We start from the raw sequence: 16,364 nt of genomic DNA on the forward strand, positions 1-16,364 counted from the left end.
ATACACTCAATTGTTACTCCTCTGTTGAGTGAACCCGTGATGAAAACGAATGGCAAAGGCCCTGCACTACTGAGACTGAATAACCAGAAACGGGTGATGAGTCAGCTGCGTAAGCTGCGCGTGACGTCGCGTCAGGATCTGGCGGAGGTGCTGACACTCAGCAAAAATACCGTCTCATTAATCATTGATGACCTGCTTGAACAAGGCCTGATCGAAGAGCTGGGCCCGGTCAGCGTGGCGGCCGCCGGACGGCCTAAAATCGGGATTACCCTCAGGCCAGAAAAACTTAAGAGCGCAGGCATTATGGTGGAACGCAACGTGGTCCACTGGCGGGTCTGCGACTATTTTTCCCAGGTACTGGCTGAAGCGACACTACGTACTGATACCAGTAATCCGACCCGCCTGCTGGCTGAGCTGGCCATGCTGTGCCGTGAACTGACTGAGCACTATCCCGATTTGCTCGGCATTGGCCTGGGCTTTCCCGGCATCGTTGATCCGCGACGCGGCTGGATGCACATTTCATTGCCGCTTGAATGGCAGGATGTTGACCTGCTGAGCGCGCTACGCAAGCACGTTCGTCTGCCGATTCGCATTATGAACAATGTTAAAGCCGCCGCGCTGCTGGCTGTTGATCAGCGTGGATTATCGGTGGAGAGCAGCCATTTTTATCTGCGTATTTCAGAGGGGATTGGCGGCGCACTGGTACAGCATGGCGAAGTCTTTACCGGCCACAGCTGGACGGCGGGCGAGGCCGGCCATCTGGTTGTCCAGCCCGAAGGGCCGCGTTGCAGTTGTGGTCGTCGGGGTTGCCTTGAAGCGCTGGTCAGTCAGCCTGCGATTAAACAACAGCTGGCACAGCGTCAGCCCGGGCTGAGCTGGCAGAACCGCGACAGCGCGCCACGCGTGGTGGATGAGGTGATGGCGCTGGCAGGTGGCTATCTGGGTGCGGCACTGAGTCAGATTATGCTGCTGCTCAATCCCGCCACAATCATCATTGATTGTCCGTGGAACGCCAGTGAACGCTTCTGTAAGGCGGTACGCGATACCGCACACGGTAACGCGCTGGCTTTTACCGCCGCGCATACTCAGCTGCAGTTCCCGGAGAACCGGATTGACCCGGCTAACGGGCTGGCACTGGCGGTGCTGGAGGAGAGGGAGCAGCGGGTGTTTTAGTGCCCCGGTCCGTGCTTTTTTACCCGATATCCATCCCCGCCAGACTCACCCTTTCCTGCTACAACACATTCTCACCAAAATGCTGGCGATACTCTTTTGGAGTGGTGTCGTAGCTTTTGCGGAACACTGAATAGAAGTATTGCAGCGAAGGGTAACCGCACATTTGCGAGATCTCATTGATATTGAGCGATGAAGAAGCCAGCAGTTCGCGCGCTTTTTCCAGTTTTTCGCGATGAATCATGGCATGAATGGTGTCGCCGGTCTCATCACGAAAGCGTTTTTCCAGATTAGATCGCGACAGCCCGACCGCATCCAGCACCTGTTCCACCTTAATGCCCTTACAGGCGTTAAAGCGGATGTAGTGCATTGCCTGAATCACCGCCGGATCGCGCAGTGAGCGGAAGTCGGTTGAGCGCCTTGCGATGACTTTCACCGGCGGCACCAGAATGCGCTGAAGGGGCAGAGGCTGATTATCCAGCAACCGGTGCAGCAGTTTGGCCGCCTGATAACCCATCTGCCGTGAACCCTGCGCCACGGACGAGAGCGCGACGCGTGACAGATAGCGGGTCAGCTCCTCATTATCAATCCCGATCACCGTTAACTTTTCCGGTACAGGTATTTTCAGGTGTTCACAGGCTTGCAGCAGATGTCGCGCCCGGGAGTCAGTCACGGCGATAATGCCGGTTTGCGGCGGCAGTGTCTGCAGCCAGTCGGCGAGCCGGTTCTGCGCGTGCTGCCAGTTTTCCGGCGCGGTCTCCATGCCCTGATAGACCACGCCCTGGTAACGCTCACGCCCTACCAGCTGACGAAATGCCTGTTCCCGCTCCTGCGCCCAGCGCTTGCCACTGGAGGCCGGTAAACCATAAAAGGCAAAGCGGTTGATGCCCTTCTCTTTCAGATGCAGAAAAGCTTTCTCCACCAGCGCGGCGTTGTCAGTGGCGATGTAATGCACCGGAGGATAATCTTCCTGGCGATGATAAGAGCCACCCACGCCGACAATGGGGACAGAGACATTCGACAGCAGAGCTTCGATAGAGCGATCGTCGTAATCGGCGATCACCCCATCACCCAGCCACTCACGGATGTTGTCGATGCGGCAGCGAAAATCTTCTTCGATGAAGATATCCCAGTCTGTCTGCGACGCCTGTAAATACTCACCGACGCCCTCAACCACCTGACGGTCATACACTTTATTGGCGTTAAACAACAGCGTAATGCGATAACGTTTATCATGCATGATGGCGCGTTCCCTTAAATCCTTAGCGCATTGCATAACACGGCTGAAAGGGGCAAAAAAATTGTTTGCGCCACAATGTGATCGCCCGCGCGATTACACCCGACGCCGCGTTGCGGTATCCATCCACACCGCCAGCAGCAGAATCGCGCCTTTGACGATGTACTGCCAGAAAGTCGGCACATCCATCATGCTCATGCCGTTATCCAGCGAGGCCATGATAAAGGCCCCCATGACCGCGCCCGCAACCGACCCCACGCCGCCCGCCAGGCTGGTGCCGCCAATGACGCAGGCGGCAATCGCGTCGAGTTCCGCAATATTACCCGCCGATGGTGAGCCTGCACCCAGCCGAGAGCTGAGGATCAGCCCGGCAATCGCCACCATCACACCGTTGATGGCAAACACCGCCAGCTTGGTGCGCGCCACGTTAATGCCAGAGAGGCGGGCTGCATCTATGTTGCCGCCGATAGCGTAGATACGACGGCCGAATGCGGTGCGGGTTGCCATAAACATGCCCGCCAGCAGCAGCACAGCCAGCAACAACACCGGCGTAGGTACGCCACGATAATCATTGAGTAACCAGATGGCACCCAGCACTAAGATAGCCGTGATCGCCTGACGCCCCACGGTGCCGCTTGCTGCGCCCTGTGGCAGGCCGAGTTGCTGACGACGCAGCCGCAGCCGCCATTGCCAGAGTGTAAACAGCGCCAGACCTGCAACACCAAAGCCGAAACCGACACCGCCCGGCAGATAACTCTGTCCAATCTGCGACATGCCCGGTGTAATCGGCGCAACGGTGGTGCCATCGGTAATGCCGACCAGAATACCGCGGAACGCCAGCATCCCCGCCAGTGTCACAATAAACGACGGCACTTTGCGATACGCCACCCACCAGCCATTCCAGGTGCCGAGCAGCAGTCCCATCACCAGTGTGACCACGATGGTCAGCGGCAGCGGCCAGCCGAGCCAGACGTCAAAGATTGCCGCCGCGCCGCCCAGCAGACCCATCATAGAACCCACTGACAGGTCGATCTCCGCCGAGATAATCACGAACACCATGCCGACCGCCAGAATGCCGGTGATAGCGGTCTGTCGCAGCAGGTTGGAGACGTTACGCGCACTGAGCCACGAGCCGTCGGTAGTCCAGGTAAAGAACAGCGCAATCAGCACAATCGCGCCCAGCATCACCAGAACCTGCAGGTTGGGCAGCGTGAACCTGCCCGGTGACGGTTTGCCCGGCGTACCTGAGAGGCGGCTTTGGGTACTTTCACTTTTAAGCATAATGTTCACTCCGCAGGGCAGCTTCCATCACCTGCTCCTGAGTCAGATTATCGTTAATCAAATCGGCTTTGATCTGCCCTTCATGCATCACCAGAACCCGATCGCTCAGGCCCAGTACTTCCGGCAGCTCAGAGGAAATCACAATCACCGCGATACCCTGCTGAACCAGCGCATTGATCAGCAGGTAGATCTCCTGACGGGCACCCACATCAATGCCGCGTGTCGGTTCATCCAGGATCAGGATTTTTGGATTGAGCAGCAGGCACTTCGCCAGAATCGCTTTCTGCTGGTTGCCGCCGCTTAAACGGCCAATCGGCAGTTCCGATGAGGAGGTTTTTACGCGCAGCCGACTGATCGCGTCGTTGATCGCTTGCTGCTCCTGCGCTTCATCCAGCGTCGAGAGTCGGTGACTGAACTGATCCAGTGCCGCCAGGGTAATATTTTTGCCCACCGCCATCAGCGGCACGATGCCATCCTTTTTGCGATCTTCCGGCACCATCGCAATGCCGTGCGCAATCGCGGCACGGCAATCAGTGATGTTGACCTGTTTGTCGTTGATCCAGATATCACCCTGCCAGCGCCCGGGCCAGACACCAAACAGGCACTGCACCGTTTCAGTCCTGCCTGCGCCGACCAGCCCGGCAATGCCAAGGATTTCACCGCGTCTGAGTGTGAACGAGACGTTGTTGACGCGGCGGATGTGGCGGTTAACCGGATGCCAGGCGGTGAGATTGTCCACTTTGAGTATCACATCGCCAATCTGATGCGGCGCATGGGGATAGAGCGCGGTCAGCTCGCGTCCGACCATCATGGTGATGATGTCATCTTCGCTCAGGCCTGCCGCAGGACGGGTGGCAATATGCTGGCCGTCACGGATTACGCAGATGGTGTCGGAGATCGCCTTGACCTCGTTCAGCTTGTGCGAGATGTAGATGCAGGCGATACCGTGTTCACGCAGATTACGAATGATGCTCAGCAGCACATCCGTCTCCTGCTCCGTCAGAGAAGAGGTCGGCTCATCCAGAATCAGCAGCCGGACCTGTTTGTTAAGGGCGCGGGCAATCTCCACCAGCTGCTGCTGACCCAGGCCTAACTCGCCCACGCGGGTTGCAGGCGAGACGTTCAGCCCGACCCGCGCCAGCAGTTGCTGGCAGCGCAGGGTCATGGTTTCATCATCCACCATGCCGAAACGACTCAGTTCGGCGCCGAGGAAGATGTTCTCCATCACCGTCAGTTGCCGCACCAGCGCCAGCTCCTGATGGATAATCACAATGCCTTTACGTTCGGTATCGCGAATGGTCTGTGCCTGAATGTCGTCGCCAGAGAAGTGAATCTGTCCCTCAAAATCGCCGTGCGGATAGAGTCCGCACAGGATTTTCATCAGCGTCGATTTGCCCGATCCATTCTCACCGCACAACGACATCACTTCACCCGCCTCAAGTTGCAGGCTGACATCATTCAGCGCCTTAACAGCACCGAAACGTTTGGTGATGTTTTTCATTTCCAGCAGCATCGACTGTTCTCCCTCACGCTATGCGCGGTCAGAGTTCGCTCTGTTTGTGGAAACCGTCTTTCACCACGGTGCTTTCGATATTGTCTTTGTTAACCGGAATCGGCTTCAGCAGCCGTGACGGCACATCTTTCAGGCCATTGTTCAGCGTGCTGTTGCTGGCGGGTGTTTTGCCCTCACCCAGTTCGACGGCTATTTTCGCCGCTTCGGTGGCCAGCTCCGTGATCGGTTTGTAAACCGTCATGGTCTGCGTACCCGCTTTGATACGTTTAATCGCGGCCAGATCGGCATCCTGTCCGGAGATCGCCACTTTTCCGGCCAGCCCCTGCGCGCTAAGGGCCTGAATGGCACCGCCTGCGGTGGCATCATTTGAGGCAACGACCGCATCAATGTGGTTACTGTTGGCGGTCAGGGCATTTTCCATAATTTTCAGGGCGTTTTCCGGCAGCCAGGCATCGACCCACTGATCGCCGACAATTTTAATGCTGCCGTTATCAATATAAGGTTTTAACACTTTCATCTGTCCGGCACGGAACAGGCGGGCGTTATTATCCACTGGCGAACCGCCCATTAAAAAATAGTTGCCCTTAGGCACCTGTTTCACAATGCTTTCGGCCTGCAACTCGCCCACTTTTTCATTATCGAAAGAGATATAAAAATCGATATCGGCATTATTTATCATTCGGTCATAGGCCAGCACTTTAATGCCTTCCCGTTTCGCTTCAGCGACAACGTTACTCAATACCTGACCGTTGTAGGGAATAATCACCAGCACATCGACACCGCGATTGATCATATTTTCAATCTGCGACATCTGTGTCTCTTCGTTGCCGTTGGCTGACTGAACAAACACCTTAGCACCCAGCGTTTCCGCCTGTTTAACGAAAATATCGCGGTCTTTCTGCCAGCGCTCAAGGCGCAAATCGTCAATCGCCATGCCGATCTTCACTTCTTTTGCCACGCTGGTCTGGCTGAACAGCGCCAGCGCCGCGCAGGCGGCGAGCAGTGCATGTTTCATCTTCATTGTGATCATCCTGTAGGTTGAGGCTATTGTCGTTTCAGGCCTATAAACCAGGCGGATGAATTGTTGCCCTTCTTCTCCGGTTACAGCAATTACTGATTTTTATCCGGCTATTACGTTTTTTGGTTTATTTCATTTTTTATGAGCGCGATCGAGGTTTCATCTTTTTAAGACAAGAGAGCGAATAGGTTAAATCATCCCGTTAATAACATTATTTTGCGAGACAGCGCACAAATAATAATTATCTGATGCCCGTTATGAAATATCGTAATTGAGCTGAAGCCACAGCCCCTATTGAATATTGCTTCAACGCAGACCATTCGGGTACTGATGCTAAGGAGCACACCATGCACGCTTATTTCGATCAGATCGATCGGGTTCGTTATGAAGGCACCCAGTCGACGCATCCTCTTGCTTTCCGCCACTACAATCCCGATGAGGTCATCCTCGGCAAGACCATGGCGGAGCATCTGCGCTTTGCTGCCTGTTACTGGCACACCTTCTGCTGGAATGGTGCAGATATGTTTGGCGTGGGGGCTTTTGATCGCCCATGGCAGAAAAGCGGGGATGCGCTGCAGCAGGCAAAACTAAAGGCGGATGTGGCCTTTGAGTTTTTCCATAAACTGAATGTGCCGTGGTACTGCTTCCATGACGTTGATGTCTCACCTGAAGGTGATTCGCTGCACAGCTACAAAGAAAACTTTGCCGCTATGACCGATAAACTGCTGGAGAAACAGCAAGAGACTGGCGTGAAACTGTTGTGGGGCACGGCCAACTGCTTTACCCATCCGCGATACGGGGCTGGCGCTGCCACTAATCCCGATCCGGAAGTCTTTGCCTGGGCCGCGACGCAGGTCTGCAGTGCTATGCAGGCGACCAAAACCCTGGGCGGCGAAAACTATGTGTTGTGGGGCGGACGGGAAGGCTACGAAACGCTGCTGAATACCGATCTGCGCCAGGAGCGCGAGCAGATTGGCCGCTTTATGCAGATGGTGGTCGAACACAAACATAAAATTGGCTTCCAGGGCACGCTGCTGATTGAACCAAAACCGCAGGAGCCGACTAAGCATCAGTATGATTATGATGTCGCGACGGTGTATGGCTTCCTGAAACAGTTCGGCCTGGAGAAAGAGATCAAGGTTAACGTTGAGGCCAACCATGCCACGCTGGCGGGCCACTCTTTCCATCATGAAATCGCTACCGCTATTGCGCTGGGTATTTTTGGTTCAGTCGATGCCAACCGCGGCGATCCGCAGTGCGGCTGGGATACCGATCAGTTCCCGGTCAGCGTGGAAGAGAATGCACTGGTGATGTATGAGATCCTTAAAGCGGGCGGCTTTACCACTGGCGGCTTAAACTTTGATGCCAAAGTGCGTCGTCAGAGCACCGATAAATATGATCTCTTCTACGGTCATATTGGCGCGATGGATACCATGGCGCTGGCGCTGAAAGTGGCGGCTCGCATGATCAGCGATGGTGAACTTGATAAGCGTGTGGCACAGCGCTACAGCGGCTGGAATGGTGAGTTCGGTCAGCAAATTTTGAAAGGTGAGTTTTCACTGGAGGCACTGGCGGCGCATGCTCAGCAGCAGCAACTCAATCCGCAGCATCAGAGCGGACGTCAGGAGCAGCTGGAAAATCTGGTGAATCACTACCTGTTTGATTTCTAACCCTTCAGGAGCAGAGCATGTTTATCGGGATCGATTTAGGCACCTCTGGCGTCAAAGTGGTGCTGATGGATGCACAGGGCAACGTGGTGGCGACAGAAACGTCGCCCCTGCAGGTTTCGCGTCCACAGCCCTTGTGGAGTGAACAGGATCCCGAAAGCTGGTGGCAGGCGCTGGAGCTGGCTATGCAGGCGCTGAGCGCGAAGCAGGACCTGCGTGCAGTGCAGGCCATCGGGCTGAGCGGACAGATGCATGGTGCCACGCTGCTCGACAGCGCTAACCAGGTATTACGTCCGGCCATGCTCTGGAATGACGGACGCAGCGAGGCGCAGTGTCGTGAGCTGGAACGGAAGGTGCCGGATTCACGGGCTATCACCGGCAACCTGATGATGCCCGGCTTCACAGCTCCCAAGCTGCTGTGGGTGCAGCAGCATGAACCGGCCATCTTCAGTCAGATTGCTCACGTGCTGTTGCCCAAAGACTATTTGCGCTGGCGATTGAGTGGCGACTTCGCCACTGATATGTCCGATGCCGCAGGGACAATGTGGCTGGATGTGGCGCAACGTGACTGGAGCGATGTGATGCTGCACGCCTGCGATCTCCGCCGGGAGCAGATGCCGACGCTCTATGAAGGCAATGCCCTGACGGGCACACTGCATACTGAACTGGCGACACGGTGGAAGATGAACGCGGTGCCGCTGGCTGCGGGCGGTGGCGACAATGCTGCAGGTGCGATAGGTGTCGGCATGACCGAACCCGGTCAGGGAATGCTGTCGCTGGGGACATCGGGCGTCTACTTTGTGGTAAGCGACGGCTATCTCAGCAATCCGGCGCGCGCGGTACACAGCTTCTGCCATGCGTTACCGCAGCGCTGGCATCTGATGTCGGTGATGCTCAGCGCAGCCTCCTGTCTGGACTGGGCAGCAACGCTGACCGGATGCAAAGATGTTCCTGAGCTGCTGGCTGAAGCGGAGCGCGCACGCGATGACGTACCCGGGTTATGGTTTTTGCCCTATCTTTCCGGTGAGCGTACGCCGCATAACAACCCGAATGCACTGGGCGCCTTCTTTGGCTTTACCCACCAGCATGGCCGGCCTGAGCTGGCACGATCGGTGCTGGAAGGGGTGGGATTTGCTCTGGCGCAGGGCATGGATGTGCTGCATGAGTGTGGCGTGCAGCCAAAGAGTATTATGTTGATCGGCGGCGGCGCACGCAGCACCCTGTGGCGTCAGATGCTGGCGGATATCAGTGGCCAGACGCTGGACTATTGCCACGGAGGTGAAGTGGGTCCGGCTCTGGGCGCCGCAAGGCTGGCGCAGCAGGCGCTGAATCCGGAAGTCACCGTCCCGACGCCGACTCTGGTGCAGCGGCATCAACCGGATCCGGACAAAAGGGTACATTACCAGTCACGTCGGGAGACCTTTTCAATTCTGTATCAGCAACTTCTGCCGCTCATGAAGTAATCCGTCCAGGATGCCCGGTTTAGCAACCGTTTGGCCTGGCATCCTTCCTTATTGCTACTGCCTCTTACTGTTCAGCCGCTGCCGTATTAACGCGTCTCCTGGCGCAGTATCAATTAATGGCCCCCGTCGATAATAAGGTTTAATGCTGGCGTATGCCGATAAGCCAGGCTGGCGATGTTGTCTGCCGGTGTGCGAAGCAGGCGGATACTGTTTACCACCTGGCCCCACTATTCTTTGCACTGACGCTTAATCAGTCAACACCAGAAAAGTGTATCTCAGCTAACTGCCAGCTTATTTCGCTGCTACACTAAAATGCTTCTGTTTTACGTAACGTGAAATTCAGCGTTGATTCAGATTGCGCGGGTTAAACCGGTTAAATACCTTCACGCAAATTAAAAAGATTTTTTGGGCGCGCGCATTTAGTTCCAGGCGAGTTATGCAATCATTATCTGCCCGACAATAGAAATTATAATAATAAGAATCAATATCATTATCTTTCACCTGATATATTCAGGTCCAGTAATGCTTAAGGAATTAGCATGTTAAAAGCAATGAAATACTACATCAGCAATCATTATGAGAGCGGAACGTTGTTACATCGGGAAGGGTGTAATTTAATTCCGAAGTCTCTCGACGATCGGACATTTATTGGCACCCTTTATACAGCGCTGCAGGCAATGACCGTAGCTTTACAGCATCACCACGAAGTTGGCCGATGTCTGGTATGCCTGAAACAACCCAATAATGGTCAGGCTGACGCAATAGAAGAAGGAAGTATCAAATCTTTTACGAAGCCAGCTACCACCCTGGTTCGAAGGCCTGCGACCAAAGCAAAGAAGAGGCCTGCGATAGCAGGCCATACGTGCCAGCTAGCTGAAAGATCTGGCATCACACATGCTACGGTGATGCTGAATAAAAACCCTGAGCCCCAGCAGATATTGGGTCCTCAACGGGTGGTGAAGATAAAGAATGACCTGCAGGTTGTTGCGGTGCAACATTCCCCCTTTCACTGGCAAAGTGAGTAGCCCCTGACAACAGAATAAAGTACCTGAAGTAAGTCGCTGACTTATGCCGCAAGCGGATTACTCCGCCTGCGGCTTTTTTTTGGTATTACGCTGTGCGGTAACGGCGCATTACATCCACACCCTGCAAGACGATATTACCCACGCTCATTTGAGGATAAAAAAAGACCTGGATAAAATTGTTTAATGATTTACTGCCACAGGCAATAATAACTCTTATCAATTATACTCTTAATGTAATATTTACAGGCTCAGCCAAAGTTATATTGATCAAATATTTTGATCATATTGTCGATTTAAAATCACAATTATTGAATCAAACCTCAGTGCGTATAAAATAAGAACTCTTTTAACTCATGTTCTTATGGCTTTTTTTATATGTCTTTATTCTTACTCATCGTAATGATTTATGAAACGGACTAATGTTTGCGAAACAACAAATCAGTAACTTAGCAAAACTATCCTTCTTAGATTCTGAAGCAAAAAAAGATTTATCTGTACAAGGTATTTATTTAGCCCAAATAAAAATATTTTTTAACTTTAAAATTAAATGCTAAATTTATTTAACGCAGACGAGCTAATGTGAAAACCGCAATCATATTAATTTCACATGGATTCAGACGCTGCTTTTACAGGTTATGGCTAACCTTAAAAAGCGCATTTTTAAATTTTCGTTTGTTACACACAGCAAAAGGATATGGCATGTATAAGGCCATGAAATTCTACGTCAGCGATCATTCAACCGGAGGATTGCTGCTGCATCGGATGGATTGTCCGCAGCTGCCTTCAGAGACAAGGCGGGCGTTTATAGGAAGCTGCTATACCCTCAATCAGGCACTTAGCGTAGCCAGGATAAGCTATACGGGTGTGATGGCATGTCCATTCTGTGTCAGTAAGCCTGATATAAAATCAGTTAAGTCAGAAGCAAATTTGGTGTTAAAAAAAGCGACAAGACCCAGAAAGAAATTAATCTGATCAAAAATTGATCTCATCGGAATCTGACAATTTTATTGCCAGTGAGATTAATTGAGTGTGTAAACTCTCTGAATAAATCCCTCTGTATCCGCTTGATATATGTTATCAACCGCACTCTATCCTGAAATAGAGTGCGGATTTTTTTCTCATCTTGCTGATCATCTACTGAGATGACGATTGTGAATCCTGTTGCTGAACCCGAATAGCTGAGATGACAGTCACAGCTCCTGCTTCAGGTGAGCATCAGCCAATGGCCCCCAGCGTATCTTCCTGACTCTGTTTCTTCGGCAGCAGGAACAGCGTTGCCACAATATCCAGCAGATAAATCAGCGCCAGCAGGGTAATCGCCGCTGTGAACGAGAACTGGCTCGCCAGCAGGCCAATCACGACCGGACCAAAACCGCCTACGCCACGCCCAAGGTTGAACAGGACGTTCTGCGCGGTGGCACGCACCTGTGGCGGGAAGGTATCGGAAATCAGCGCCCCATAGCCGCCAATCATACCGTTAACAAACATTCCCATGATGGCACCGGTAAAGAGCATGATGTTCGGGTCACGCAGCTGCGCATAGACCACCACCATCACGACAGCGCCAAACTGATAGAGCAGGAAAATTTTCCAGCGTGCAAAGCGATCGGCCAGCACGCCAAACAGCCAGATGCCAAAGGTCATGCCGACGACGGTCACGGCGGTCCAGAGGCCCGATTTTGTCAGGCTGAAACCAAAGCTGGAGGAGAGGTAGCTCGGCATCCAGATCATCAGCCCGTAGTAGCCAAAATTCTGGACGGAGCAGAGGATAAAAATGCCGAGACTGGCTTTAGCGGTAGCGCGATCGCGGACCAGCAGCTTCAGGCGTGCCGGAAACGAGAGTGATGGCACATGTTTAACCTGTCGCTGATACGCCTCAGGTTCTCCCATCCCGCGACGAATGGCGAACGAGACCAGCGCAGGCAACAAACCGACCAGGAACATGCCACGCCAGCCGATGATATTCAGTAGCGGTGGCGTGATAAAGGCCGCCATCAGCACGCCCAGCTGCCAGCCGATACCGACCCAGGCTGAGGCACGATTACGCTTCTCCGCAGGCCAGGCTTCGGCAATCAGCGCCATACCGATCCCAAACTCGCCGCCCAGCCCCACACCTGCCAGCGTTCGCCAGGCGAGCAGATCCCAGTAGCCCTGCGCCACCGCGCACAGGCCGGTAAAGATAGAGAAGACCAGAATCGTGACGGTCAGCATACGAATACGCCCATAACGGTCGCTGAGATGACCAAAGACGATGCCACCGATGACCGCGCCGATCAGCGTCCAGTCACCAGCGATCCTGCCTGTGATGGATTGAGCGCCAGCGAAACACTGATAGCCGGCAGCATAAACCCGAGTATCAGCAGGTCAAATCCATCCATGGCATAACCGCTGACCGCAGCCAGCATCGCTTTGCCCGGCGTTACGCCCGGTTTAGATTGGGGAGAAGGAGATATCATTGCGCACCTCAGAGAGTAAAGTGCCGCAATAATAAAGAGAGTTCAGGAGGTGACCAATCAGAAAGGCTTATCCCTGCGCCTGTATGGCACAGGGATAAGGTGTATCAGGAAGGTTTGTTGCTGCCATCGTCACCCGACAGTAATTCATCGAGCCGATCCCCGCCCACATGACGAAAATCCTGACCTTTGACGAAATAGAAGATGATTTCGCAGATGTTCTGGCAACGATCACCGATGCGCTCAATGGCGCGGGCGCAGAACAGTGCCGTCAGCACGCTGGGAATCGTGCGCGGATCTTCCATCATGTAGGTCATCAGCTGACGAACAATGCCTTCATACTCTTTATCCACCTTCTTATCTTCACGGTAGATGGTAATCGCTTCATTGAGATCCATACGTGCAAAGGCGTCGAGCACATCATGCAGCATCTGCACGGTGTGGCGTCCCAGCGACTCAAGGCTCACCAGCAGCGGAAGATGCTGTTGACCAAATTTCTCCAGCGCCGTGCGGCTGATCTTCTCCGCCACATCGCCAATGCGCTCCAGCTCGGAGATCGTTTTGATGATCGCCATCACCAGACGCAAATCGATCGCGGTTGGCTGACGTTTGGCGATGATGCGCACGCAGGCTTCATCAATCTCCACTTCCATCATGTTGACCTTCTGGTCGCCGTCGATCACCCGCTGCGCCAGTTCGCCATCCAGATTATGCATCGCGGTAATAGCATCAGTCAGCTGCTGCTCGACCATGCCGCCCATGATCATCACCTGGGTACGGATATGCTCCAGTTCGGCATTGAACTGACCGGAGATGTGCTTATTCAGATTCAGATTATCCATGTCGTTCTCCTGTCAGATCAGCCGTAGCGGCCAGTAATGTAGTCTTCGGTTTGCTTCTGCGCGGGCTTGGTGAACAGCGTGTCAGTATCGCTGAACTCAATCAGTTCGCCCAGGTACATGAAAGCGGTATGGTCAGAGCAGCGTGCTGCCTGCTGCATGTTGTGCGTCACGATCACCACAGTGTAATCCTGCTTCAGCTCGGTGATCAGCTCCTCGATACGGCCGGTGGAGATGGGGTCCAGCGCGGAGCAGGGTTCATCCAGTAGCAGGACTTCCGGACGAATCGCGATGCCGCGGGCAATACACAGACGCTGCTGTTGGCCGCCGGAAAGACTGTAACCGCTCTGATGCAGCTTGTCTTTGGTTTCATTCCACAGCGCCGCTTTGGTCAGCGCCCACTGTACGCGCTCATCCATATCGGCACGTGACAGCTTTTCAAACAGACGCACGCCGAAAGCGATGTTGTCATAGATCGACATCGGGAACGGTGTCGGCTTCTGAAACACCATGCCGACGCGGGCGCGCAGCAGCGCGATATCCTGCTGTGTCGCCAGAATATTTTCGCCATCCAGCAGAATGTCCCCTTCGGCCCGCTGCTCCGGATAGAGTGAGTACATCTTATTGAAGGTACGCAGCAGGGTAGACTTACCACAGCCCGAGGGCCCGATAAACGCGGTCACCTCATTCTTAGCGATATCCAGATTGATGTTCTTCAGCGCATGAAACTTGCCGTAATAGAAGTTCAGATTACGGACCTGAATTTTATCGGCTGATGCTGTCGCGATACTCATAATTCATCTCTCTTATACGGCGCCGCTCAGGGCCGCGCCGGAAGTTAACCGTGTTTACCTTTGGCGAAAATGACCCGCGCGACAATGTTCAGCAACAGCACGCAAAGGGTAATGATCAGCACACCCGCCCAAGCCAGGCTCTGCCATTCGGCAAACGGGCTCATGGCGAATTTAAAGATGGTGACCGGCAGGTTCGCCAGCGGCTGCATCATGTCGGTGCTCCAGAACTGGTTCGACAGTGCCGTAAACAGCAGCGGGGCTGTTTCACCTGCGATGCGGGCAATCGCCAGCAGCACGCCAGTAATGATGCCGGAGACCGAGGCTTTCAGGGTGATGGCCGAGATCATCTTCCACTTGGGCGTGCCGAGCGCATAAGCGGCTTCACGCATGCTGTCTGGCACCAGACGCAGCATGTTTTCAGTGGTACGAATCACAATGGGCACCTGCAGCAGAGCCAGTGCAATCACCCCGGCCCAGCCGGAGAAGTGCTGCATCTTCGCCACCACCAGGGTGTAGACGAACAGGCCGACCACAATGGAGGGTGCTGAAAGCAGAATGTCGTTAATAAAGCGAATCACTTCTGACAGCGCCGATTTGCGACCATATTCAGCCAGGTAAATACCCGCCATGATGCCCAGCGGCGTACCAAAAAATGTAGACCAGAAAATCAGCAATCCACTGCCCGCCAGGGCGTTCGCCAGACCGCCGCCCGCGGTATTCGGCGGTGGCGTTGATTCAGTGAAAAGGGACCAGGAAAGCCCATCTACGCCGCGCGTTACGGTGGTAAACAGGATCCACACCAGCCAGAACAGACCAAATGCCATGGTCAGCAGCGACAGCGTCAGCGCAATTTTATTTTTAGTACTGCGCCAGGACTGCATTTTACGGCGCGATGCGTCCAGTTCGGCACGCGCCTGAATTTCAATCGTGGTCATGAGCGCGCTCCTTCACTTTTCTGCAGTCGCATAATCATCAGCTTTGAAATCGCCAGCACGATAAAGGTAATCACAAACAGGATCAGTCCCAGCTCCATCAGCGCGGCAACATGCACGCCCGACTCCGCTTCTGCAAACTCGTTAGCCAGTGCTGAGGTAATGCTGTTACCCGGCATAAACAGCGACGGGCTGTCGAGCTGGTAGGTGTTGCCGATAATAAAGGTGACCGCCATGGTCTCGCCCAGCGCACGACCCAGTCCCAGCATCACACCACCAATCACGCCATTTTTGGTAAAGGGCAGTACGACGCGCCAGATCACTTCCCAGGTGGTGCAGCCGATACCGTAAGCAGACTCTTTCATCATCACCGGGGTCTGTTCAAACACGTCGCGCATGACCGAAGCGATGTAAGGGATGATCATGATTGCCAGAATCACCCCTGCCGCAAGAATACCGATACCAAAAGCGGGGCCGGAGAAGAGTTCGCCGACAATCGGAATGCCCGACATCACGTCATTAACCGGCGTCTGAAAATATTCGGCGAACAGCGGCGCGAAAACAAACAGGCCCCACATGCCGTAAACGATACTCGGGATAGCCGCCAGTAGCTCAATAGCCGTGCCCAGCGGGCGACGCAGCCAGGCGGGTGAGAGTTCAGTCAGGAACAGCGCGATACCGAAACTCACCGGCACGGCAATAATCAGGGCAATGATGGAGGTTACAAGGGTGCCGTAGATCGGTACCAGTGCACCAAATTGTTCGTTGGGCGCATCCCAGGTTTTGGTCCACAAAAAGGCGAAACCAAACTTCTGGATGCTGGGCCACGAGGAGATGATCAGGGAAACAATAATGCCGCCCATCAGTAACAGTACAATCAGCGCAGCCAGTCTGACCAGCGCGCCAAAAATCTTATCACCTTGTTTACCCGGGGCTTTGAATGCCGGCTTCGTTGCAGCCATAGAAGTCTCA

At 54.0% G+C, this 16,364-nt stretch carries 12 protein-coding genes and 1 pseudogene; 4 read left to right on the forward strand and 9 right to left on the reverse strand.

All coding sequences use genetic code 11. The features are described 5' to 3' along the window. Nucleotides 1-39 precede the first annotated feature (39 nt). Nucleotides 40-1,173: an ROK family protein gene (locus tag H7K52_RS16300; protein WP_003849580.1), complete on the forward strand. Its 1,134-nt coding sequence runs from the start codon at nucleotides 40-42 to the stop codon at nucleotides 1,171-1,173. 58 nt (nucleotides 1,174-1,231) lie between these two features. Here H7K52_RS16300 and xylR read toward each other — a convergent pair whose 3' ends face one another. The 4 genes from xylR to xylF all read right to left on the reverse strand — a co-directional run bounded on the left by xylR (nucleotide 1,232) and on the right by xylF (nucleotide 6,222). Further along, nucleotides 1,232-2,410, reverse strand: a complete 1,179-nt coding sequence (xylR, locus tag H7K52_RS16305; RefSeq protein ID WP_003849577.1) for a D-xylose utilization transcriptional activator XylR — start codon at nucleotides 2,408-2,410, stop codon at nucleotides 1,232-1,234. A gap of 93 nt (nucleotides 2,411-2,503) precedes the next feature. Beyond that, nucleotides 2,504-3,688: a xylose ABC transporter permease XylH gene (gene xylH / locus H7K52_RS16310; RefSeq protein ID WP_003849574.1), complete on the reverse strand. Its 1,185-nt coding sequence runs from the start codon at nucleotides 3,686-3,688 to the stop codon at nucleotides 2,504-2,506. Next, nucleotides 3,681-5,201, reverse strand: coding sequence for a xylose ABC transporter ATP-binding protein (locus H7K52_RS16315; protein WP_003849573.1), 1,521 nt, complete (start codon nucleotides 5,199-5,201; stop codon nucleotides 3,681-3,683). Before H7K52_RS16315 ends, xylH begins: the two co-directional genes overlap by 8 nt. 28 nt (nucleotides 5,202-5,229) lie before the next feature. Next, nucleotides 5,230-6,222 (reverse strand): D-xylose ABC transporter substrate-binding protein, encoded by a 993-nt coding sequence (xylF, locus tag H7K52_RS16320; RefSeq protein WP_182630227.1) that lies wholly within the window; start codon nucleotides 6,220-6,222, stop codon nucleotides 5,230-5,232. A 344-nt stretch (nucleotides 6,223-6,566) separates the two neighbouring features. On the opposite strand from xylF, the gene xylA reads away from it, so the two are divergent. The 3 genes from xylA (at nucleotide 6,567) to H7K52_RS16335 (ending at nucleotide 10,374) form a co-directional block, all read left to right on the forward strand. Beyond that, a complete protein-coding gene (gene xylA / locus H7K52_RS16325) occupies nucleotides 6,567-7,889 on the forward strand; it encodes a xylose isomerase (protein WP_003849568.1) in 1,323 nt (440 codons plus the stop codon). Between the two features lie 17 nt (nucleotides 7,890-7,906). Continuing rightward, nucleotides 7,907-9,349: a xylulokinase gene (xylB, locus tag H7K52_RS16330; protein ID WP_078805078.1), complete on the forward strand. Its 1,443-nt coding sequence runs from the start codon at nucleotides 7,907-7,909 to the stop codon at nucleotides 9,347-9,349. A gap of 539 nt (nucleotides 9,350-9,888) precedes the next feature. Further along, nucleotides 9,889-10,374, forward strand: a complete 486-nt coding sequence (locus tag H7K52_RS16335; protein ID WP_078805079.1) for a hypothetical protein — start codon at nucleotides 9,889-9,891, stop codon at nucleotides 10,372-10,374. A gap of 1,215 nt (nucleotides 10,375-11,589) precedes the next feature. Here H7K52_RS16335 and H7K52_RS16340 read toward each other — a convergent pair. From H7K52_RS16340 to pstC, 5 genes and pseudogenes are all read right to left on the reverse strand, one after another. After that, nucleotides 11,590-12,830 (reverse strand): annotated as a pseudogene (locus H7K52_RS16340) (MFS transporter). Nucleotides 12,831-12,934: 104 nt separating this feature from the next. Then, nucleotides 12,935-13,669, reverse strand: coding sequence for a phosphate signaling complex protein PhoU (gene phoU, locus H7K52_RS16345; protein WP_003849553.1), 735 nt, complete (start codon nucleotides 13,667-13,669; stop codon nucleotides 12,935-12,937). Between the two features lie 17 nt (nucleotides 13,670-13,686). Then, nucleotides 13,687-14,460 (reverse strand): phosphate ABC transporter ATP-binding protein PstB, encoded by a 774-nt coding sequence (gene pstB / locus H7K52_RS16350; protein ID WP_003849550.1) that lies wholly within the window; start codon nucleotides 14,458-14,460, stop codon nucleotides 13,687-13,689. A 44-nt stretch (nucleotides 14,461-14,504) separates the two neighbouring features. Beyond that, nucleotides 14,505-15,395: a phosphate ABC transporter permease PstA gene (pstA, locus tag H7K52_RS16355; RefSeq protein ID WP_003849548.1), complete on the reverse strand. Its 891-nt coding sequence runs from the start codon at nucleotides 15,393-15,395 to the stop codon at nucleotides 14,505-14,507. After that, nucleotides 15,392-16,354, reverse strand: a complete 963-nt coding sequence (gene pstC, locus H7K52_RS16360) for a phosphate ABC transporter permease PstC (protein ID WP_003849546.1) — start codon at nucleotides 16,352-16,354, stop codon at nucleotides 15,392-15,394. Before pstC ends, pstA begins: the two co-directional genes overlap by 4 nt. Nucleotides 16,355-16,364: the final 10 nt, after the last annotated feature.

This window comes from Pantoea hericii (assembly GCF_014155795.1).
Lineage (GTDB): Bacteria > Pseudomonadota > Gammaproteobacteria > Enterobacterales > Enterobacteriaceae > Pantoea > Pantoea eucalypti.

Coding starts and splice junctions, on each gene's coding strand:
- H7K52_RS16300 (WP_003849580.1), top strand. CDS start 40: ATGAAAACGAATGGCAAAGGCCCTGCACTACTGAGACTGAATAACCAG.
- xylR (WP_003849577.1), bottom strand. CDS start 2,410: ATGCATGATAAACGTTATCGCATTACGCTGTTGTTTAACGCCAATAAA.
- xylH (WP_003849574.1), bottom strand. CDS start 3,688: ATGCTTAAAAGTGAAAGTACCCAAAGCCGCCTCTCAGGTACGCCGGGC.
- H7K52_RS16315 (WP_003849573.1), bottom strand. CDS start 5,201: ATGCTGCTGGAAATGAAAAACATCACCAAACGTTTCGGTGCTGTTAAG.
- xylF (WP_182630227.1), bottom strand. CDS start 6,222: ATGAAGATGAAACATGCACTGCTCGCCGCCTGCGCGGCGCTGGCGCTG.
- xylA (WP_003849568.1), top strand. CDS start 6,567: ATGCACGCTTATTTCGATCAGATCGATCGGGTTCGTTATGAAGGCACC.
- xylB (WP_078805078.1), top strand. CDS start 7,907: ATGTTTATCGGGATCGATTTAGGCACCTCTGGCGTCAAAGTGGTGCTG.
- H7K52_RS16335 (WP_078805079.1), top strand. CDS start 9,889: ATGTTAAAAGCAATGAAATACTACATCAGCAATCATTATGAGAGCGGA.
- phoU (WP_003849553.1), bottom strand. CDS start 13,669: ATGGATAATCTGAATCTGAATAAGCACATCTCCGGTCAGTTCAATGCC.
- pstB (WP_003849550.1), bottom strand. CDS start 14,460: ATGAGTATCGCGACAGCATCAGCCGATAAAATTCAGGTCCGTAATCTG.
- pstA (WP_003849548.1), bottom strand. CDS start 15,395: ATGACCACGATTGAAATTCAGGCGCGTGCCGAACTGGACGCATCGCGC.
- pstC (WP_003849546.1), bottom strand. CDS start 16,354: ATGGCTGCAACGAAGCCGGCATTCAAAGCCCCGGGTAAACAAGGTGAT.